Here is a 19,791-nt window from a genome sequence, read left to right as displayed (position 1 = left end):
TATGATCACTTATTTATCTCTAAGTGCATGTTTATGCCTCCCCTTTTACCCACTCATTTCCTACATGAAAAAACAACATATTCCGTAAACTAATCAGGCAACAATCCACTACCGCCAAGGAGGGTTACGTTATGGCACATAACAGGCCAAATCCCGATGACAGAAGCGATAACGTTGAGAAGCTGCAATCAATGATCGTCCATACAATTGAGAATATGCAGGAAGCAGAGGCTTCTATGGAGTTCGCAAACGAAGAAGACAAAAAGCGCATTGAAGCTAAGAACGAGCGCCGCCGGGACAGCCTGGATGCTTTCCGGTCAGAGGTAAAGGACGAATATCGGGCGCAGCAGGAAAACGGATTAGAATAGTAAAGCCATCGGCCCGGGATATCCACCAGAACCCGGGCCCTTTCCATATCCGTAACAGCACGGCAGAATGCTTAGTACATACAAAAATATATGGTAAAATAATAGCGGACGCGAAAAGCGGAGAGTAAATAATTTTTGTAAAAGAAGATGTGATAGTGATGAACCAAAGGAAACAAAATGCTTCCCCAATCTCCGCCCGTATTGCGGAATGGGAAAAAGAGTACAGCGAGAACGGATATATATCCAATGAAGGCAGATTGTTAAGCCTGCTGAAGGAAATAGACACTGATGAAGATTCTGGATCTGTTTCTGCAATCCTTACACTTGCCGCTCTTTCAAGGCTTGGCAGGAATAAAGATGACAGCCTTGCCGCTGCCTGGATGGACAAAGCTTTAGAGCTGGATCCGCAAAATGGACAGGCCCGGAGATTTATGGCCCAGAGGGATTGGAAGAAGCATCGTGAGCTTCTTGACATGCTCGTATTTCCCTCTATCAGGGAAACCGACAACCGGACAGCAAAGCGGAAAATTGCTGAGCAGTATATCAGTATCTGCCGCAGCTTTCTCGATGCATCTGAAGAAGAGAAGGAAAGATTATCAGGCAAAAGGGAAGTGTCAGAGGAACTGACAGACCAGAAGTTCCAAGATATATACGCCAGCCTGATCAGCCTGCTCGAATTGGCTGCTGATGAAACAGCTTTGCTGCTCAAGGCTGCTGAAGAGTATGAAGAATCGATTTCGGGGGTTTTCCATACAGCAACCCATGTTAACGACATGAAAAAGCATATAGACAGAATTGCCGGTCTGAAAGAAGAGTGGCATGCATTATTCCAGACTGAAGAAGAAGTGACTGAAGAAATCAGTGCACTTGAAAGCCTTAATAGTATGATCGGCATGGAAAAAGTAAAAAGCCGGGTGAATGATTTCTATAAATTCCTGAAGTACCAGAAGAAAAGAAAGCAGCTGGGCTTCCAAATCAAAGATGAAATGAGCCTCCATATGATCCTGACGGGCAACCCTGGAACAGGAAAAACGACACTCGCAAGGCTGCTTGCAAAAATTTATCATGAACTTGGCGTCCTGCCGCGGGAAGAAGTGGTAGAAGCAGACCGCTCCCAGCTTGTAGGCGCATATGTCGGGCAGACAGAGGAAAATGTCCGCTCTGCTGTTGAGAGGTCTCTCGGCGGCGTGCTTTTCATCGACGAAGCATACAGCCTGAAACGGGAAGGCCAGACAGGGAATGATTATGGCCAGACAGCGATTGATACTTTGGTCTCGATGATGACCGGGTCAGAGTATGGCGGCAAGTTTGCAGTGATCCTGGCAGGGTATCCGGAAGAAATGCGGCAGTTCCTTGATGCCAATCCCGGGCTCAGAAGCCGCTTCCCTCAATCCAACCAGCTTCATCTTCCGGATTATACAGAAGAAGAGCTGGTGGAAATCGCTGACAGAATAGCAAAGGATAATGATTATATCCTTACTGATGAAGCAAAATCAGAGCTTAAAGGCAGACTTGAGAAGGAAAAGGTGGATGACACTTTCGGAAATGCACGGACAGCCAAAAATATCGTCCTCGACGCCATTTTTGAAAAAGGGGCGCAATCCGAAGCTACTGACCATCTGCTTCCTTATACACTGCTTGAAAAGGATGACTTCATACTTCACCAGGATGATGGCACAAGAAGTAATCCTGAGAAGCAGCTGGAAATGCTTGTCGGCCTAGAAAATATTAAAGAAGAAGTAGAATCGCTGATATCGTTTGTAAAAATGCAGCAGTACCGCCGGGGACAAAATCTCCCGTCAGTGCCTGTACAGCTTCATTCCGTCTTCACCGGCAATCCCGGAACAGGTAAAACGACAGTGGCGAAGATTTATGCAGAGCTGCTTCATAAATGCGGGATGCTGAAAAGAGGGCATCTCATCGTTGCCGGCCGTTCCGACCTTGTTGCAGGCTATGTAGGACAAACAGCGATCAAGACAAAGAAGATCATCAGGGAAGCATTGGGCGGCGTACTTTTTATAGACGAAGCGTATGCCCTCTTAAGCGAATCGCCTGGTGACTTTGGGAAAGAAGCAATCGACACTCTGGTTGATGAAATGACAAAGCATAATGAAAACCTGGTTGTCGTACTTGCCGGCTATTCCAATGAAATGGAAAGGCTGCTGCAGAGCAACCCGGGGCTGAAATCCCGCTTTAAGAAGTTCTTTCATTTTAAAGACTATAATACAGAAGAACTTATCCAGATCATCAAGAACTACGCTGCTCAATACAAGTATGATTTGACGGATGGAGCTATCGCTTATCTGGATGAAGCATTGCCTGGCATAAAAGCTGGAGGCAACGGGCGCCTGGCAGCCAATCTGGCTAATGAATCCATTCAGTTCCAGGCCTTCAGGCTCATGGAGGGTGACGAAAGCCAATTGAAGGAGAATGCGTCCCTTCTTGAGAAAGCGGATTTTGAAAAGGCGGTAAAGAAAATCACAAAGGGGAATAAAGATGCTGATATCAACGAAAGAAATTGAAGTCCGATATGCGGAAACCGATCAAATGGGCGTGGTGTACCATGCCAATTATCTGGTCTGGATGGAGCTTGGACGCACCAGGCTGATTGAGGAGCTGGGTTTCAATTATGCAGAGCTTGAAAAAGACGGAATCATTTCTCCTGTTATTGATATTGCCGCTTCCTATAAAAAGCCTGTCAGATATGGTGAAAAAGCAGTCATCAGGACTTGGATCGAAGAGTATGATGGATTCCGTGTCACATACGGATATGAAATATTGACAGAGGGCGGTGAATTGTCTGTAGAAGGCATTTCCAAGCATGTTTGTGTGAAAAAAGAAAACTTCCGCCCCATTTCAATCAAACGGAAATATCCTGACTGGCACGATGCTTATGAAAAAGCAAAAAAAGCACCTGAAGCTGCTGAGTAGGTGATCCAGTGGCATTTGGAATTGGAAAGAAAGAATTGAGAGAATGGAAAGAAAAAATTGATAAAGGGGAAATTGCCTTTCTGACTCATTACTGGCTGGATGACCGCTTCCCCGGCTGCAAAACAGTGACAAAGGTAGGCTGCAGCGATCTGGATAAGCTGAAAAGGTGGGGGCATTCCCATGGCCTTAAGCCGGAATGGATTGATATTAGAAAGGACGGCTATTCACATTTTGATTTGCTGGGTGACAGGCAAAAACAGATTCTTGCCAAAGAAGGAATCCGCAATCCTCTGGACTGAACTGAAAAAGAAGAAAGCAGCTGCTTAGAAAGGCAGCTGCTTACTCTTCATATTTGAATACAGGCTCATTTGCCTTGTGATTCATTTCTACATACAGATCTTGATCATTAAAAAACCAAAGATCTTTTTCTTCAATAAAAAATGTAATGCCGCCTTTTTCCGTTACTGCACCTGTATTAACAGGCTCTTCATTGGCAACTCCGAGAGAGAAACCCTGCTGAACGGTGCTGCATCCGCCATAGCGGGCAAAGAAACGGAGGTGGTCACCTTTTTCCAGTGAAAGTTCATCTTTGTACCATTGTGCGGCATCGTCATTTATATGTATGTTCATGTGAAGTCTCCTTTCCCGCAATCTGTTTTCCATAATCATTATAAAGGAGTATGTAGTGTAAAGCGAATAATTGAATCAGGCTGCCCAAGTGAAACAGGCCTATTTATACTTTATGTTTTTATTGCAAAAAATAACCCTTATCAGGGTAATTCGCACAAGCACTTTGATCGCACCAAGGCCGTTTGACAGGATGGACGGTCAGGGTAAAGAAAAAATAAAATGAAGGATGTGTCAGTTTGTCTCAATATCGATTAATGAATATGATCGGCATTTTTATTTTCGGAGGAATAGCGCTTCTTGTCGTACTGCAGACAGATAAAGCAGAAAAGGCCATTGAAGCAGGCGCTTTTGCCGCTGTCATGGCTGTCATTTATTTTGTTCTTGCTGCAATTTGCGAGAAAAACCGGAGCATTTTTATACCAGTTATCGGGGTGCTGGCAGTCTTGGCGGTCAGCATGATTTTTCTGCAGGGATTCTTCTTCGGAGCTCATCATTAGAAGAAAACTGCCTGCATGCAGTTACAGTAAAAGGGGGTGGGACGATGTTTAAAATGACTGGTGCTGCAGCCGATAAGCTGCTGGATTCTGTTGAAAAGGAAAGAAAGACAGCGGAGGAGAAGCTGTATGTACGCCTTTCAATGGGAATCGGCTGAGGCGGCCCTCAGCTTAAGCTGTCTCTGGAAGAGCAGCCCATTACCGATGATAAAACTTTTGAATTCGGCGATCTGTCTGTGTTGATTCATGAGAAGGATTTTGTCTATTTTGACCATACAAAACTTGATTATATAAAAGATGTATTTGGAAATGCCAAGTTCCAATTGATTAAGTTATAGCTTCTAATAGGCAGGTAAGCGGATGTCTCACGCGGGCATCCGCTTTTTTCGTCTCAACCATCATCGAGGCGGGCAATTCATCCGGCTTGTTGTTCGGTGCTTTCCACTGTATTTGAGAGTATTATTTTCAGGAACAGCCTTTTTTTAATTCCTTCTCTCAGGGATTATTTCCGGCTCTGCCAGTTTCTCTGCCTCCTCAGCTTCAATGGGGAGAATAACCTTCACAGCCGTTCCTTCTCCCGGCCTGCTTGATATATCAATGCTCCCGCCCAATTCCTCGACTATTTTCTTGCAGACTGACATGCCAATGCCTGTGCCGGTTTCTTTAGTCGTATAAAACGGCTCATAAATTCTTTGCAGTGTTTCTTCAGACATGCCGCAGCCATTATCCTGTATGGTAATGACAGCATGCTTGCTGCAGCATTCTACCTTTGCCTGTACAGAGCCGGCCATGCTTTGTATGGTCATTGCTTCCATTGCATTTTTGAACAGGTTGGAGAGCACCTGCTTGAGCTCACCGGGAACAGCTGCCATTGTTGGATCATTGGGTGAAGGTTCGAATAAAAGCAGGCTTCCCCTTAAAACGGCTTCGCTTTCGTAAAGCATGACAATCTCTTTGACAATCTGATTGATATGCACTTTTTTCATTTTGTTCTCGGAAGGTTTATTGGCATTCAGAAAACTGCCGATAATTTCGTTTGCCCGGCTGATCTCCCCTAAAGCAATACTGGCATATTCCTCTTTTCCGATTTCCCTGAGCTGCGGCTTGAGCAGCTGAAGGAAGCCTTTGACCGTCGTGAGCGGATTCCGGATTTCGTGAGCGATGCCAGCCGCCAGCTTTCCAAGATTAGCCTGAAATTCATAAGCGACTGCCATTTCCTGTACCTGTTCTGCAGTCTGTACAAGCTTTTCCTTTTTTTTCTTCAATGCTTTGGAAAAAACAGCCGCTTTTTCCTCGAATTCTGCCAGTACTTGCTCAATTTCCGCAGCCAATGGTTCAATCGGGAAGCAGAATATATGGATGGTTTCGTTGTCAGCTCCAACAGCCCGGTAAATGCGGAACCAGCCTTCTATAAAATGAAAATCAACATATTCTGCATTTCTTCCAAGAAGGAATGCCTGAAGCTCCTGCGCATTCTGGCCGTCGGCAAGAAGTTCGGAAATATGCTTTTGGCAATGTTGCTGCTGGTTACCTGAGGCCGAGATGATGTATAAATCCCGGGATAAAATAAAATAGGGAAAAGGAAACGATTCTTGAGATAAAGAGTTTACGGGTATCACAATATACCCTCCTTAAAACGAGTAATGTATGCGTAATCCATCTTTTTAAGCCGCTCAGCAGTCAGGGGCCATAGCGTAATATATGAATCTTTTTCAGTATTATGTGCGGAATTTGAAAAAAAAGAAAGTTTTTAGTCGAAATGATGGATAATTATGACTTTTATACTATTATACAAAACTGGTATGTCCACTACAATAACGCACGATATTTTTCTTTTGCAGAACAGTTGTTTTAAGGTGTTTTTTGGTTGCTTGATCAGCATTGGCAGAGGGGCTTGGGAGGAAAAAAATAAACGGCCTTCCAGCCGTTTATTTTTTGGTCTAAAGCCAGGAGATCTTTGGCTCTGTTTTATCTTTTATTCGTTTAATATTGGCCCTGTGCCTGTAGATGACAAAGAAGGCAAGGATGGATACAACTACAGTGAGCAGCGGATCCCATTCACCTACGAAAAGGGAATAAACCACAGCTGCCAGGGCAGCCAGCATAGATGAAAGGGATACATACTTGGTTATGTATAAGCTGAGGAAAAAGATGGCCACGATTACTGCAAACATAAGCGGTGCACATGCAAGCAGCACTCCTCCGGATGTTGCCACTGCCTTTCCGCCTCTAAATCCGGCAAAAATAGGATACATATGGCCTATTACAGCAAATATGCCTGCTACAAGCCAATTAAAATCCGAGCCCAGGAAATAGGGAAGGAGAGCTGCCAGGGTCCCTTTTAAAATATCCGCAGTGGTAACAATGATGCCTGCCTTGACGCCAAGCGTCCTGAATGTATTTGTTCCGCCAAGATTGCCGCTGCCATGCTGGCGGATATCTGTCCCGTAAAATGCCTTTCCGATCCAGAGCCCGGAAGGAATCGATCCGAGCAAATAAGCCAGTACAATGATAATGCCTGCTGTCATAACTTCTCTCCTTTATTCAAAATCCGCGATTTCCGCCGTTATTTGGCGGGAATCGATTGCTTGTTCTGGTATCAAATCAAAGAGGATTAGCCAGGTCTTTATATTGTACCATGTTAGGCTAACTTAGCACCAGGTACTAATCAATGTTTATAGATATAGTACCCGGGAAAATGATAAATAGGTAAGAGTTGAGCAATAAAGTTGATAATCGTAATCGTTTCGATTACAATTAAATTATCCTATAAAAGAGGTGACTTCAATGAGACAGGATATTCATCCGGAATACAGGCAGGTAGTATTTATGGACGTGAACAGCGGCTATAAATTTTTAAGCGGCTCTACGAAGAAGACGAATGAAACGATAGAATGGGAAGACGGCAACACTTATCCGCTGTTGAAGGTGGAGGTTAGCTCTGACACTCATCCGTTTTATACCGGCAAACAGAAATTTGCCGATAAAGGCGGCCGTGTAGACCGTTTTATGAAAAAATATAATATGGAAAACAAAGAAAAATAAAAAGCGGCCCGCAGGCTTCCCAGCCTGGCGGGCATTTTTTATGACAGAGAGTTCTCAGACTTGTTCTTTCCTATAGATCTGGTAAATCTTTTTAATTGCTTCCATATGGAGAGCTTCATGGTAAAAGCTGAAGAGAAAGGCTTCCCCTGCTGTATGGAACGTGATGCCGGCCTTATTAGTAAAAGGTTCTGGCAGTATTTCTTCCAGACGGCCAGGCATAAATTGAAGAATCCTTTCCTTTTGGTCTGCTAAGACATCGGCAATCTCCTTCAGGCTCGGAGGCTCCTGGTCCCAAGAACGGGGGCTGGTTCCCGCGCTAAAAAGCTCTTCATAAGAAGCCGGCAGTCCTGATTTTTCGTTAAGCAGTAAGAATGCAATTTTTTCCTGAATATAGACGATATGGCCGAAGTTCCAGCGGATGCTGTTATTGAAGCCTTCTGGAATAAAATCAGCTGCATTTTCCGGTATGCGCTTGAGCGAACTTTCTGTAATTAGCTTCACCGTCTCCATATGTTTGAAAATGAGATGTTCCATATCCCGCCTCCTATTTTCTTTTTCGGGCAGCAGCCTTAAGAGTTTTTTGTACCGCCGGTCTTCTATCAATAAATATACGCTTCTATCACAATATATTTCAAGAATCTTTCAATATGCTTTTCTGTGTTTCGCATAGACCAAATCGGGTATCTATAGAACAGAAGCAACAATTACTATAATTTAAAGGAGAGATGATTAATGGAACATACTAACGGTTCAGCAGAAACAAACAGCAAAGTAGAAAACAAACTGGAAAACATGGGTTCTGAGAAAAAAGACGAAATTCTATCAAGCTTTGAAGGCTTCAAGGATTATTTAGGCGGCAAGGTCTCACTCGGCAAGAAAATGGGGCTGAATGAAGAGCAGCTGGCAAATGCTGCGCAAAAGGTAGGCGACTACCTGGCGAAGAAGGAAGAGCCTCGCAACAGGGAGGAAAAGCTGCTTCAGGAGCTGTGGAAGTCCGGCAACGAAGAAGAGCAGCATGCCCTTTCCCATCTGCTGGTTAAGCTGGTAGGCTAATTATAAAATAAACAGGAGCAAAGCAATCCATGCTTTGCTCTTTTTTTATGGATGGCCGCTTGGTTTCTATTTATGGAAAAACGGTTATTATATAGGCATTCAGCCGCTTGGCAGATAAAATGGGAGGAACGGATATGGGGCCGCTAAAAGAGAAAAAAATATGGGTTCCGGCTGTGGTGCTGCTTTTGATCATATACAGCGTTACAGTCATTTACCATACAAATAAAAAACTGCCTGAAGGGTTGTCTTATGAAGGGAAAGTCCATCAGGTTGATGATTTGCAGCTGCTGACGGATTTATCATACGAAGACAAGAAAGGAAAGAGGCAGCATGAACAGGAGATTTTTGAAAGGATGCAGGAGGCTATTGAAGAAGCGGAGGAATATATCGTTATGGATATGTTCCTGTACAGCGGCTATTACGACAAAGAGGAAAAGTTTCCTCCGCTGAGCCAGAATATAACCGACAGACTGATCATGAAGAAGAAGCAAAATCCCGAAATGCCAATAATCGTCATTACAGATAAAATCAATACTACATATGGGTCCCATAGAGCACCTGAGCTGGAGGAGCTGAAAAAGAACGGCATAGAGGTGGTTATGACGAAGTTAGAGCCGCTGCGCGATTCCAACCCGCTCTATTCAGGTTTCTGGCGGATGTTTTTGCAGTGGTTTGGACAGGACGGCAAAGGCTGGCTGCCCAATCCGCTTGCCAATACTGCACCTGATGTAACAGCGCGGTCATATCTTGATCTGCTGAACATCAAGGCTAATCACCGCAAAGTCTTCGTGTCCGAGAAGACTGCCATCGTTTCCTCGGGAAATCCCCATGATGCAAGCGGCTATCATTCAAATATTGCTTTTGAAGGAAGCGGCAGCTTCATAGGGGACTTACTTCAAACAGAACAGGCTGTCATTGATTATTCCGGCTATGATATTCAGCTGCCAAAGTACCAGCAGCAGGATGCAAAGGAAGACGGACCTGTCAGCCTTCAGGTCTTGACAGAAGGGAAGATTCTCAAACATATCCTTCAAGAAATAGATGAAAGCCGGAAAGGAGATATCATATGGCTTGGCATGTTCTATCTTGCCGACCGGGATGTTATTGGAGGCCTGGAGGAAGCGGCAGACCGCGGAGTGCAGATCAATCTCGTATTCGACCCGAATCAGAATGCATTTGGCTCGGAAAAGACAGGTCTTCCGAATATTCCGGTTGCTTCTGAGCTTGAAAAACTCGGTAAAGAAAATATCTCCATCCGCTGGTACAATACAGATGAGGAGCAGTACCATCCGAAGCTGATGTTCATCCAAAAGAAAACTGACAGTGTGTTGATTGGCGGTTCAGCCAATTTTACAAAAAGGAATCTGGATGATTTGAATCTCGAAACAGATATGAAGATAGCAGCCCCCAATGACACGCCGGTCATGAAGGATGCTGATGCCTATTTCAAAAGGATATGGGAGAATGAAGATGGCATCTATACGCTCGACTATGCTACCCAGGAAGAGCTTCCTGTGTTCAGATATATCGTTTACAGCCTTCAAAAGATGCTTGGTTTTACCACTTATTAGAAAAATAGCCAGTTCCCTCAAAAAACCTTCCGGCACGCTTAGCCTGGAAGGTTTTTTACTGTGCCATTAGCAAAATGCTTTGAAACTTTTTGCCTTTTCCAATCGTTAATATTAAAGAGTGCTGCAAGAAAAAACAGGCAGGATATTTTAGCAGATTCGTCCTTCCCTTTGCTGCATAGATTCGTTACGATAGTATCCGGGAGGAATTTATTTTATGGCCAATATTCAACTTAATAGAAAGCCGGCAAAGAAAAGGGGCCTCGCTGCAGGAGTTGTTCTCGTGCTGCTGGCTGTTATTTCCGGCATCATATTTTGGCTTTACCCCTTTGCATCACCAGTTAAAGAAGATTATTTCTCAGGGGAGAACCCGATCATCTTCGAAGGAAAACAGGAAGGAAATGCCTGGACTGATAACGGAAATGTCTATCTGCCGCTGTCATTACTCCAGGAAAAGCTGGATGATTCCATCGTATTTGATGAGCGCTCTCAATCTATTATCCTGACTACCAAAAATAAAGTCGTCCAAATGCCGACGGATGCCTTGTCTTATTATGTAAACAGCAAGCCGGTCGAACTGCAGCTGCCTGCAGCAATGAATAAGTCAGGCGGCCTGTATATTTCAATCGAAGAAATCAGGCGTTATTACCCTCTTGCTTATACAGTGCTCGAGGACACAGGTGCAATTTGGATACAAAAGGACGGCGAGACGGTGCAGAAGGCAATCATCCGTGATCAGGACATCAGCAAGGAAAGGCTGCGGTTAAGGACAGAACCTGATCTTCAATCACCGTATACAGCTGATGCCGAGGCGAATGAGGAGCTGTATATTGAAGAGACAAAAGGAGAATACTATTTTGCAAGAAAAAGTGACGGAAGAGCAGGATATATAAAAAAAGAGTATGTTATAAAAGGTGAACAAACAGAAGTGTCTGTAAAAGTAGAGGAATACAAACCTGAATTGAAGAAAATCGACGGCCCGATCCATCTGACATGGGAAGCGGTTTATTCGAAAAATCCCGATCATGCTGCCCTTCCCTCTATGCCAGGCGTCAATGTTGTTTCCCCCACGTGGTTCGAGCTGGCAGGTGAGGATGGATCTGTAAAAAATCTGGGCTCAGGAGATTATGTGAAATGGGCTCATGGCCGCGGCTATCAGGTCTGGGGCCTGTTTTCCAATGCTTTTGACGCGGAATTGACCCATCAGACATTCAAGGATTTTGAAACAAGGCAAAAAATCATCCGCTCGCTTCTGCACTACAGCCAAATTTATAAGCTGGACGGCATCAATCTTGATATTGAAAATGTAAACCAGGAAGATGGACCGCTGGTGACCCAGTTTGTCCGGGAAGCGACGCCTTATTTTCATCAGGCAGGACTGACGGTTTCAATGGATATCACCTTCATCTCTTCAAGCGGAAACTGGTCAGCCTTCTACGAAAGAGATAAGCTGGCAGGGATAGTCGATTATTTGGCGGTAATGGCGTACGATGAGCACTGGGCTACTTCTCCGGTTGCCGGAAGTGTTGCAAGCCTTCCTTGGGTGGAAAGCAATCTTCAGGCATTGCTTGAAGTGGTGCCGAAAGAAAAGCTTATACTGGGCGTTCCTCTCTATGCCAGGCTGTGGGAGGAAAAAGATGAAGGGGGCATCTCCTCGGAGGCACTGTCTATGGAGCAAGTGAAAGAGTGGCTTACTGAAACGGGAGCCGTACCGGTATATGATGAAGCATCAGGGCAAAACTATGCAGAATATTATTCCGTCAAAGATAAGGCAACCTATAAAATCTGGCTTGAGGATGAAATGTCCTTGAGGAAAAGAGCTGAGATAGCAGATCGCCATGGACTGGCCGGAGTCGGCAGCTGGTCCAGGTATTTTGCGGATCAGTCAGCATGGCTGGCCCTTTCACCTGGTACGGGCCAGGCTGCAAAAAAGTAAGAAGTCTCCAAAAACAGCATTATATACTTTATAATAGGAAATGGCCGAAACAGGGCCATTTCCTTTTTAATTTTATTTACGATTGGAGTCTTTTTCATGAAAGTTGGTTTTTCAGCGCTGCAGTGGATGCTATTCATGGTTGCCGGGACGATCGTCGCACCTATAGCCATTGCCGATCTATTCGGATTGAATCCGGCCGAGGCAGCGGGCCTCATCCAGCGCACTATTTTTGTACTGGGGATATCAAGCCTCCTTCAGGGGTTCTTCGGGCACAGGCTGCCTATAAACGAAGGACCAGCAGGACTCTGGTGGGGAGTGTTTGCCATATACGCAGGGCTAAGCTCCTCATTGTTTTCTTCAGCAGGTGAAACTCTGCAGGCATTGGAGGGAGCGATGCTTGTCTCAGGCGCTGTCTTCATCCTCCTTAGCATCTTTAAACTCATCGACCGGCTTGCACTGCTGTTTACACCGGTTGTATCAGGAGTCTATCTGCTGCTGCTGATCCTGCAGCTCAGCGGGTCCTTTTTTAATGGCATGCTCGGAATCGGGTATCGCAGGGAAGGCGTCGACCTGCCTGTATTCTTTTTCTGTCTGGCGCTCGTCATCGCTGCGTTTTACTTGTCCAAACACAGAATCAGGGTGGTCAGTCAATATTCCATTCTGATCAGCCTTGTTGGCGGCTGGCTGCTGTTTTCTCTATTCGGACTGTCAAAGGAAGTGTCGTTATCGGGAGGCAGTGTGGTCTCCATGCCGGAACTGTTCGCTTTCGGCCCGCCGAAGTTTGATGCGGGAATGACCGTGACTGCCGTCTTTGTGACACTTCTTTTGCTTACCAATATGATTGCAAGCATCCGCGTCGCTGACGAGGTGCTGAAGAAAGAAGGAGCAATAACCCCTTCTCCTCGGTTCAAGGCTTCAGGCTTTGTGTCAGGGGTCAACCAGCTGCTTGGCGGTGTTTTCTCAGCAATCGGACCTGTGCCGATCTCAGGCTCAGCCGGGTTCATTGCTACGACAAAAATTACTAAGCTCCTCCCATTCATGATTGGGGCGGCAATCATCACGGCAGCAAGCTTTTTTCCTGCCCTGATGTCTTTCTTTGCATCACTCCCGGCTCCTGTAGGCTATTCAGTCACTTTTGTAGTGTTTGCCAATATGGCAGGCATTGCATTCGGAGAGCTGGACAAAGAAACGGAAACCGGCCGGGTCCGGCTTGTGGCGGGCATTGCGCTCCTTGCAGGTGTGGGTGCTATGTTTGTGCCGCCTGAGGCTTTTAAAGGGGTTTCCCCGCTTATTACTTCATTCTTGAATAATGGATTAATATTCGGTTCTGTTATAGCCATAGCAGCCGATCAGCTTACAAAAAGGGTTTACGGCGGGCAGTCTGGGGAAAGCCGCTAAAAGCCCGGTGGCAGGTGCTCTTGGGCACCTGCCATTAATTTAATATCATGGACTTTATTTTTTGAATAATGTTAAAATTATAGCAAATATACATAAGGAATTGATACAATGCAGAAAACGATGCTAACGAAAGAAGACATACTTGAACTTGCTGACTATGCGGCAGCAAAAAACAGCCGCCAGGATTCATTTATTGGCTATCTGGGTACAGAGGCGCAGGATATTGCAGAAGATCTGTCAGACATTTTTAAGGATGCAGATTCCGCCTGCTTTATCCATAGAGAGGATTCCTCAGAAATCACTGGTTTCCTCGGGGTGGATGCCGATTTGGAAAGAGGTGTCGGAGAATTATGGGGGCCATTTGCAGAGCCTCACAGCTGGGAGGACTCTGCTGCATATCTGATGTCATTAGCGGAAGAATATTTTGGGAACAGGCTGAACCAATGGCATCTCTTTATTGGCCGGGAAAATGAACGATGCAGATTGTTTGCTGAGAAGAAAGGCTTCAAACTTGCTTCATCTCAGATGTTCATGGAGCTTACTCTCGAAGATGCAGTGGACGGAGAACCGGCATCTTTTTTGCCGAAGGAGTTCTTTGCCGATTTTACCCTTCTTCATGATTCACTGTTTCCAGCCACCTATTATTCCGGCAGCGAGGTGCTTGAAAAAATCGATGATGAACATCTTATTTTTGCCCTAGCTAAGAACAGCGGATTGTCAGGCTATCTATACGCGGAACTGGACTCAGAAGAAAAGGCTGCGAGCATTGAATTTATGGGCGTTTCCCTTGTTGAGAGAAGAAAAGGCACGGGAGCAAGGCTTATTCTTATGGCAGCAAAGAAGCTGAGGGAAAGCGGGATTGAAAGGATAAAATTGTGCGTCGACAGCGCCAACGAAAAGGCAATTTCACTCTATAAGAAAATGGGCTTTAAAGAAACAAACACCCTTCTGTTTTATAAAAGGCAGTGTTGATTCAGCTCATTACTGAGTAACTCTTGCTCAACACATAGTATAAAAAGCAACAAATCCTTGATGAAACAAAGCCGGAAGCATATCATGCATTTTCACTTCGTAAAGACCTGACAGGTTTCGGACTCATCCCTTCAGGTTATAGGAATACTGGCGAACATAAAAGGAATATGAAATAATAAGGAGTGGTGAAAAGAATGGCAATTGAAAATCCGAGCCGGGAAGAAATCGGCAAAATACTTAAAAAAGCGAAGAAGGTGGCTGTTGTCGGCCTGAGCGGGAATCCGGACAGGACTTCTTATATGGTGTCGAAAGCAATGCAGGATGCAGGGTATACCATCATTCCGGTCAATCCGGGCGAAGAAGAAATCCTTGGTGAAAAGGCTGTCGGTTCACTGAATGAAATAGAGGGGCATATTGATATCGTAAATATTTTCAGGCGTTCAGAATATCTGCCTGATCTTGCAAGGGAATTTGATGAAATAGATGCGGATGTTTTTTGGGCCCAGCTGGGTGTTGCTAATCAGGAAGCCTATGACTTTTTGAAGGACAAAGGCTACACAGTCATTATGGATCGCTGTATCAAAGTAGAGCATGCTATGACAAAATGACGAAAATTGGAACCTAAAGCACACTAATACATCTGCTATTAGTGTGCTTTCATTTGCGGGGAAAGTAGGCTCGAAAGGATTCGTCTGCTCTTTGGCAGCATCTGTGTCATCAATTCTTAATCTAAAAAAATCCAGAACTCATTTGCCAAAACCAAATAAATAGATACAATTAAGCATAGACGTCTTTTGAAAATATGGTAAACTTAAACATAGAACACTTGTTCCTATATCGGTATTTCTGTGCCGGGGACAAGGATTATCATGTGAAAAGGCGAATACTTATAGTGATGTTCGACAACATAGATACAAAGGCAAGACGGTTGTGTGCAGCAATGAAAGGGGTATGTTTGTGGCAACAAATCAGCAGGCATTTGATTATAATGATGATGCCATACAGGTACTAGAAGGGCTGGAAGCAGTTAGAAAACGCCCTGGGATGTACATTGGAAGCACCGATGCGAGAGGTTTGCACCATCTCGTATATGAAATAGTAGATAACTCAGTGGATGAAGCACTTGCAGGCTATGGAGACCACATTATCGTCAAAATACATAAAGATAACTCCATCAGCGTGCAGGATAAAGGCCGGGGCATGCCAACAGGTATGCATAAGCTCGGCAAACCTACACCTGAAATCATTTTGACTGTGCTCCATGCAGGAGGCAAGTTCGGCCAGGGAGGATATAAGACGAGCGGCGGGCTCCACGGCGTCGGCGCCTCAGTCGTGAACGCGCTCTCAGAATGGCTCGTCGTCAAAATCCGCAGGAATGGGTTCGTATATGAGCAGCGGTTCGAAAATGGCGGCAAGCCCGCGACTACGCTCGAGAAGGTCGGAAAAACGAATCAGTCGGGAACAGTGATCCATTTTAAGCCTGATCCAGCGATTTTTTCGACAACTGTCTATAACTACGAGACTCTTTGTGAACGCCTCCGGGAGTCCGCATTCCTGATGAAAGGCATGAAAATTGAACTGATTGATGAAAGGCACGATGCCCGTGACCTGTTCCATTTCGAAACAGGCATCGAAGCTTTTGTTGAATATCTGAACGAGGAAAAAGACGTTCTGCATCCTGTTGTCAGCTTTGAAGGAGAGCATAATCAGATCGAAGTCGATTTTGCTTTCCAATTTAATGACGGATATTCTGAGAATGTCCTTTCCTTTGTCAATAATGTCCGTACAAAAGACGGCGGAACACACGAAGCCGGAAGCAAAACAGCAATGACCAGGGTCTTCAATGAGTACGCACGCAAAGTTGGACTGCTGAAGGAAAAAGATAAAAATCTTGACGGCTCTGATATCAGGGAAGGCTTTTCTGCAATCATTTCTGTAAGGGTTCCGGAAGAGCTCCTTCAGTTTGAAGGACAGACAAAAGGGAAGCTGGGCACCAGTGAAGCCCGTTCTGCCGTTGATGCTGTCGTGAGTGAGCATCTGTCCTATTTCCTTGAAGAGAACCCTAATATCAGCTCTCTGCTCATAAAAAAAGCCATCAAAGCCTATCAGGCAAGAGAAGCGGCGCGCAAGGCAAGAGAAGAAGCGCGCGGCGGCAAGAAAAGGAAGCGCTCGGAAGCGGTCCTTTCCGGAAAGCTGACGCCGGCGCAATCCCGCAATCCCCAGAAGAATGAATTGTACCTTGTAGAGGGAGACTCTGCCGGCGGTTCAGCAAAGCAAGGCCGGGACAGACGCTTCCAGGCGGTCCTGCCGCTCAGGGGTAAAGTCATCAATACTGAAAAAGCTAAGCTTCAGGACATTTTTAAGAACGAGGAAATCAACACGATCATCCATGCCATCGGTGCAGGGGTGGGGGCGGATTTCAATGTGGAAGATGTCAACTATGAGAAAGTTGTAATCATGACTGATGCCGATACAGACGGCGCGCATATTCAAGTGCTGCTGCTTACATTCTTCTATCGGTATATGAAGCCTCTCATCGAAGCAGGCAAGGTGTTCATTGCCCTGCCTCCGCTGTACAAAGTGAGCAAAGGGATCGGAAAAAAAGAAAAGATCGAGTATGCCTGGAGCGACGATGAGCTGCAGGGTGCCATGAAAAAGATCGGCAAAGGCTATATGATCCAGCGCTACAAAGGTCTTGGCGAAATGAATGCCGACCAGCTGTGGGAAACGACCATGGATCCGGAATCAAGGACGCTGATCAGGGTCAGGATCGATGATGCTGCAAGAGCGGAAAGAAGGGTTACGACCTTGATGGGAGATAAGGTCGAGCCGAGAAGAAAATGGATTGAAACAAATGTTGCCTTTGGCCTTGAAGAAGACGGCAGCATTCTTGAAAATGAAAATATCTCGGTTGCAGAGGAGGCGGCTGATCTATGAGTTCAGCGGAAAAATTCCGGGATCTACCCCTCGAGGATGTTCTCGGCGACCGATTTGGGCGTTATAGTAAATATATTATCCAGGACAGGGCCCTCCCGGATGTCAGGGACGGGCTGAAGCCGGTACAGCGGCGCATCCTGTATGCGATGCATGTAGAAGGCAATACAAATGAAAAAGGGTTCCGGAAATCTGCCAAAACGGTAGGGAATGTGATCGGCAACTACCATCCGCACGGAGATTCTTCAGTATACGATGCTATGGTGCGGATGAGCCAGGACTGGAAGGTAAGAAATTTCCTTGTTGAAATGCATGGGAATAACGGAAGCATCGACGGAGACCCTCCAGCAGCCATGCGTTATACAGAAGCAAGGCTGTCGGCAATTTCATCAGAGCTTCTGCGGGATATTGAAAAGCATACAGTCGACTTCATCCCCAACTTTGATGATACTTCCAGTGAACCGACTGTACTTCCAGCCATGTTCCCGAACCTGCTGGTCAATGGATCGACCGGAATTTCAGCTGGTTATGCAACGGAAATCCCCCCGCATCATCTAGGGGAAATTATTGACGGCGTCATCATGCGCATGGACAAACCGGATTGTACAGTTGATGAGCTTATGGAGGTTATCAAAGGGCCTGATTTCCCGACCGGGGGAACCATCCAGGGTGCTGAAGGCATCAAGAAGGCCTATGAGACCGGGAAAGGCAAAATCATCATCCGCGGCAAATCAGAGGTTGAAGACATCCGCGGCGGCAGGCAGCAGATAGTCATCACAGAAATTCCGTTCGAAGTTAACAAAGCAAATCTGGTCAAGAAGATTGATGAGCTTAAAATGGACAGGAAAGTGGAAGGCATCAGCGAAGTCAGGGATGAAACCGACCGGACAGGCTTGAGGATCGTTATTGAGCTTAAGAAGGATGCAGACGCTGCAGGTGTCTTAAACTATCTTTATAAAAATACGGATCTTCAAATTCCATACAACTTCAATATGGTCGCGATTTCAAACCGCCATCCAAAGCTGCTCGGGCTGCGGGAAATGCTTGATGCTTATATCGGGCATCAGAAAGAAGTGGTTACGCGGAGGTCCCAGTACGAGCTGAAAAAGGCACAGGACCGCCAGCATATCGTGGAAGGCCTTATGAAGGCACTGTCGATTCTTGATGAAGTCATCGCCGCTATCCGTGCTTCAAAGGATAAACGCGATGCAAAGGATAACCTGATCAGCCAGTTCGGTTTCACAGAGCCTCAGGCTGAAGCGATTGTATCCCTTCAGCTGTACCGGTTGACGAATACAGACATTACTGCACTGCGGGCGGAAGCGGAAGAGCTTGCCCAAAAGGTAGCAGAGCTGCTTAGCATCCTTCAGAGCGAGAAAAAGCTTCTGAGCGTGATTAAAAAGGATCTCAAAGATGTGAAGAAAAGATTTGCGGACGCGCGGCGTTCTGTAATCGAAGCTGAAATCGAAGAGATTAAAATCAATCTCGAAGTGCTTATCGCAAGTGAAGATGTCATCGTTACCGTTACAAACGAAGGCTATGTCAAAAGGACAAGCCAGCGATCCTTTGCCGCATCAAACGGACAGGATTTCGGCATGAAGGATTCTGACAGGCTTATGTCAAAACTTGATATGAACACTACAGATGTCCTTCTTGTCTTTACGGACAAAGGAAGCTATATGTATCTGCCTGTCCATGAACTTCCGGATATACGCTGGAAAGATCTTGGGCAGCATGTTGCCAATCTGGTGCCGATTGACCGGACTGAATCCATCATCGGGGCTATTCCGGTTAAAGATTTTGAGGCCGAAGCCTATTTGATGTTTATCACGAAGAATGGCATGGTGAAGAAATCGGAGCTGAAAAATTATAAAGCACAGCGATATTCAAAGCCGCTTGTAGCCGTTAATCTTAAAAATGATGATGTCGTGACTGATGTTTTCCTTACTGACGGCAAGCAGGATCTAATGCTAGCAACTTCTATGGGATATGCACTTTGGTTCCCTGAAGAGGAAGTCAGCGTCGTTGGGGCGCGTGCCGCCGGTGTGAAGGGAATCAATCTGAAGGAAGGCGATTATGTGGTAAGCGGAAAGCTTGTCAGCAATGTCAAAGAGGAAGCTGTTGTCATTGCAACCCAGCGCGGTGCCATCAAAAAGATGAAGCTTGCTGAGTTTGAAAGAACTTCCCGTGCCAAACGAGGTCTAGTGATGCTGCGGGAACTAAAAGCAAACCCTCACAGAGTTGTCGGAATGGTGCTGGCAAAAAATCATGACAAGATTTTTATTGAATCAGAAAAAGGCGTTATCGAGCAAGTGTCAGCCTCTGACCTCCGCTTTAATGACCGCTATTCGAACGGATCATTCATTCTTGACGAATCTGACAGCGGAAAAGCGAAAAAGATGTGGCAAGAAGCAGCTGATACTAACGGATGATTGATAAAAAGCCCCTGTTAAACAGACAGG

At 45.6% G+C, this 19,791-nt stretch carries 18 protein-coding genes; 14 read left to right on the top strand and 4 right to left on the bottom strand.

Going from position 1 to position 19,791, the window contains the following annotated elements:
* Nucleotides 1-131: 131 nt before the first annotated feature.
* From tlp to RBB45_RS19565, 4 genes are all read left to right on the top strand, one after another.
* The gene (gene tlp, locus RBB45_RS19580) at nt 132-368 is read left to right on the top strand and encodes a small acid-soluble spore protein Tlp (RefSeq protein ID WP_009790922.1); all 237 of its coding nucleotides are present in this window, start codon (nt 132-134) and stop codon (nt 366-368) included.
* A 158-nt stretch (nt 369-526) separates the two neighbouring features.
* Nucleotides 527-2,890 (top strand): AAA family ATPase, encoded by a 2,364-nt coding sequence (locus tag RBB45_RS19575; RefSeq protein ID WP_306010229.1) that lies wholly within the window; start codon nt 527-529, stop codon nt 2,888-2,890.
* Complete coding sequence (locus RBB45_RS19570) at nt 2,865-3,299, top strand: acyl-CoA thioesterase (RefSeq protein ID WP_306010228.1); 435 nt, start codon at nt 2,865-2,867, stop codon at nt 3,297-3,299. Before RBB45_RS19575 ends, RBB45_RS19570 begins: the two co-directional genes overlap by 26 nt.
* 8 nt (nt 3,300-3,307) lie before the next feature.
* On the top strand, nt 3,308-3,598 hold the full coding sequence (locus RBB45_RS19565) for a hypothetical protein (RefSeq protein WP_009790925.1): 291 nt from the start codon (nt 3,308-3,310) through the stop codon (nt 3,596-3,598).
* Nucleotides 3,599-3,638: 40 nt separating this feature from the next.
* Here the strand turns inward: RBB45_RS19565 and RBB45_RS19560 are convergent, their stop codons facing one another.
* A complete protein-coding gene (locus tag RBB45_RS19560; RefSeq protein WP_022543829.1) occupies nt 3,639-3,929 on the bottom strand; it encodes a HesB/YadR/YfhF family protein in 291 nt (96 codons plus the stop codon).
* Between the two features lie 236 nt (nt 3,930-4,165).
* Between RBB45_RS19560 and RBB45_RS19555 the strand changes: the two genes are divergently transcribed.
* Nucleotides 4,166-4,426 carry a hypothetical protein gene (locus tag RBB45_RS19555; protein WP_306010227.1) on the top strand — a complete coding sequence of 87 codons (261 nt, stop codon included), beginning with the start codon at nt 4,166-4,168 and terminating at the stop codon, nt 4,424-4,426.
* Nucleotides 4,427-4,905: 479 nt separating this feature from the next.
* Here RBB45_RS19555 and RBB45_RS19550 read toward each other — a convergent pair whose 3' ends face one another.
* Nucleotides 4,906-6,042, bottom strand: coding sequence for a two-component system sensor histidine kinase NtrB (locus RBB45_RS19550; RefSeq protein WP_306010226.1), 1,137 nt, complete (start codon nt 6,040-6,042; stop codon nt 4,906-4,908).
* Nucleotides 6,043-6,363: 321 nt separating this feature from the next.
* Nucleotides 6,364-6,951, bottom strand: a complete 588-nt coding sequence (gene plsY, locus RBB45_RS19545; RefSeq protein WP_306010225.1) for a glycerol-3-phosphate 1-O-acyltransferase PlsY — start codon at nt 6,949-6,951, stop codon at nt 6,364-6,366.
* A 259-nt stretch (nt 6,952-7,210) separates the two neighbouring features.
* Here plsY and RBB45_RS19540 point away from each other — a divergent pair, with 259 nt between their 5' ends.
* Nucleotides 7,211-7,468 (top strand): type B 50S ribosomal protein L31, encoded by a 258-nt coding sequence (locus RBB45_RS19540; RefSeq protein WP_129612244.1) that lies wholly within the window; start codon nt 7,211-7,213, stop codon nt 7,466-7,468.
* A gap of 54 nt (nt 7,469-7,522) precedes the next feature.
* Here RBB45_RS19540 and RBB45_RS19535 read toward each other — a convergent pair whose 3' ends face one another.
* Nucleotides 7,523-8,002, bottom strand: coding sequence for a DinB family protein (locus tag RBB45_RS19535; protein ID WP_306010224.1), 480 nt, complete (start codon nt 8,000-8,002; stop codon nt 7,523-7,525).
* 198 nt (nt 8,003-8,200) lie between these two features.
* On the opposite strand from RBB45_RS19535, the gene RBB45_RS19530 reads away from it, so the two are divergent.
* From RBB45_RS19530 to parC, 8 genes are all read left to right on the top strand, one after another.
* Nucleotides 8,201-8,521, top strand: a complete 321-nt coding sequence (locus RBB45_RS19530) for a DUF3243 domain-containing protein (protein WP_009790936.1) — start codon at nt 8,201-8,203, stop codon at nt 8,519-8,521.
* Between the two features lie 134 nt (nt 8,522-8,655).
* Nucleotides 8,656-10,092: a phospholipase D family protein gene (locus tag RBB45_RS19525; RefSeq protein WP_022543832.1), complete on the top strand. Its 1,437-nt coding sequence runs from the start codon at nt 8,656-8,658 to the stop codon at nt 10,090-10,092.
* Between the two features lie 214 nt (nt 10,093-10,306).
* The gene (locus RBB45_RS19520; RefSeq protein ID WP_306010223.1) at nt 10,307-12,025 is read left to right on the top strand and encodes a glycosyl hydrolase family 18 protein; all 1,719 of its coding nucleotides are present in this window, start codon (nt 10,307-10,309) and stop codon (nt 12,023-12,025) included.
* Between the two features lie 96 nt (nt 12,026-12,121).
* Nucleotides 12,122-13,423, top strand: coding sequence for a purine/pyrimidine permease (locus tag RBB45_RS19515; protein WP_306010222.1), 1,302 nt, complete (start codon nt 12,122-12,124; stop codon nt 13,421-13,423).
* 108 nt (nt 13,424-13,531) lie between these two features.
* On the top strand, nt 13,532-14,395 hold the full coding sequence (locus tag RBB45_RS19510) for a GNAT family N-acetyltransferase (RefSeq protein WP_306010221.1): 864 nt from the start codon (nt 13,532-13,534) through the stop codon (nt 14,393-14,395).
* 194 nt (nt 14,396-14,589) lie between these two features.
* Nucleotides 14,590-15,003, top strand: coding sequence for a CoA-binding protein (locus tag RBB45_RS19505; protein WP_009796317.1), 414 nt, complete (start codon nt 14,590-14,592; stop codon nt 15,001-15,003).
* 349 nt (nt 15,004-15,352) lie between these two features.
* Nucleotides 15,353-17,332 (top strand): DNA topoisomerase IV subunit B, encoded by a 1,980-nt coding sequence (parE, locus tag RBB45_RS19500; RefSeq protein ID WP_022543834.1) that lies wholly within the window; start codon nt 15,353-15,355, stop codon nt 17,330-17,332.
* A complete protein-coding gene (gene parC, locus RBB45_RS19495) occupies nt 17,329-19,761 on the top strand; it encodes a DNA topoisomerase IV subunit A (RefSeq protein ID WP_306010220.1) in 2,433 nt (810 codons plus the stop codon). Before parE ends, parC begins: the two co-directional genes overlap by 4 nt.
* Nucleotides 19,762-19,791: the final 30 nt, after the last annotated feature.

Source organism: Bacillus sp. MMSF_3328 (assembly GCF_030733525.1).
GTDB lineage: Bacteria > Bacillota > Bacilli > Bacillales > Cytobacillaceae > Bacillus_AB > Bacillus_AB infantis.
The sequence above is the reverse complement of the archived record's forward strand: the minus strand, read 5'-3'. Positions and strand labels throughout refer to the sequence as shown.

Excerpts from the sequence above, each read along its gene's own strand:
- tlp (WP_009790922.1), top strand. The coding sequence starts at position 132 with ATGGCACATAACAGGCCAAATCCCGATGACAGAAGCGATAACGTTGAG.
- RBB45_RS19575 (WP_306010229.1), top strand. The coding sequence starts at position 527 with ATGAACCAAAGGAAACAAAATGCTTCCCCAATCTCCGCCCGTATTGCG.
- RBB45_RS19570 (WP_306010228.1), top strand. The coding sequence starts at position 2,865 with ATGCTGATATCAACGAAAGAAATTGAAGTCCGATATGCGGAAACCGAT.
- RBB45_RS19560 (WP_022543829.1), bottom strand. The coding sequence starts at position 3,929 with ATGAACATACATATAAATGACGATGCCGCACAATGGTACAAAGATGAA.
- plsY (WP_306010225.1), bottom strand. The coding sequence starts at position 6,951 with ATGACAGCAGGCATTATCATTGTACTGGCTTATTTGCTCGGATCGATT.
- RBB45_RS19540 (WP_129612244.1), top strand. The coding sequence starts at position 7,211 with ATGAGACAGGATATTCATCCGGAATACAGGCAGGTAGTATTTATGGAC.
- RBB45_RS19535 (WP_306010224.1), bottom strand. The coding sequence starts at position 8,002 with ATGGAACATCTCATTTTCAAACATATGGAGACGGTGAAGCTAATTACA.
- RBB45_RS19530 (WP_009790936.1), top strand. The coding sequence starts at position 8,201 with ATGGAACATACTAACGGTTCAGCAGAAACAAACAGCAAAGTAGAAAAC.
- RBB45_RS19525 (WP_022543832.1), top strand. The coding sequence starts at position 8,656 with ATGGGGCCGCTAAAAGAGAAAAAAATATGGGTTCCGGCTGTGGTGCTG.
- RBB45_RS19520 (WP_306010223.1), top strand. The coding sequence starts at position 10,307 with ATGGCCAATATTCAACTTAATAGAAAGCCGGCAAAGAAAAGGGGCCTC.
- RBB45_RS19515 (WP_306010222.1), top strand. The coding sequence starts at position 12,122 with ATGAAAGTTGGTTTTTCAGCGCTGCAGTGGATGCTATTCATGGTTGCC.
- RBB45_RS19510 (WP_306010221.1), top strand. The coding sequence starts at position 13,532 with ATGCAGAAAACGATGCTAACGAAAGAAGACATACTTGAACTTGCTGAC.
- RBB45_RS19505 (WP_009796317.1), top strand. The coding sequence starts at position 14,590 with ATGGCAATTGAAAATCCGAGCCGGGAAGAAATCGGCAAAATACTTAAA.
- parC (WP_306010220.1), top strand. The coding sequence starts at position 17,329 with ATGAGTTCAGCGGAAAAATTCCGGGATCTACCCCTCGAGGATGTTCTC.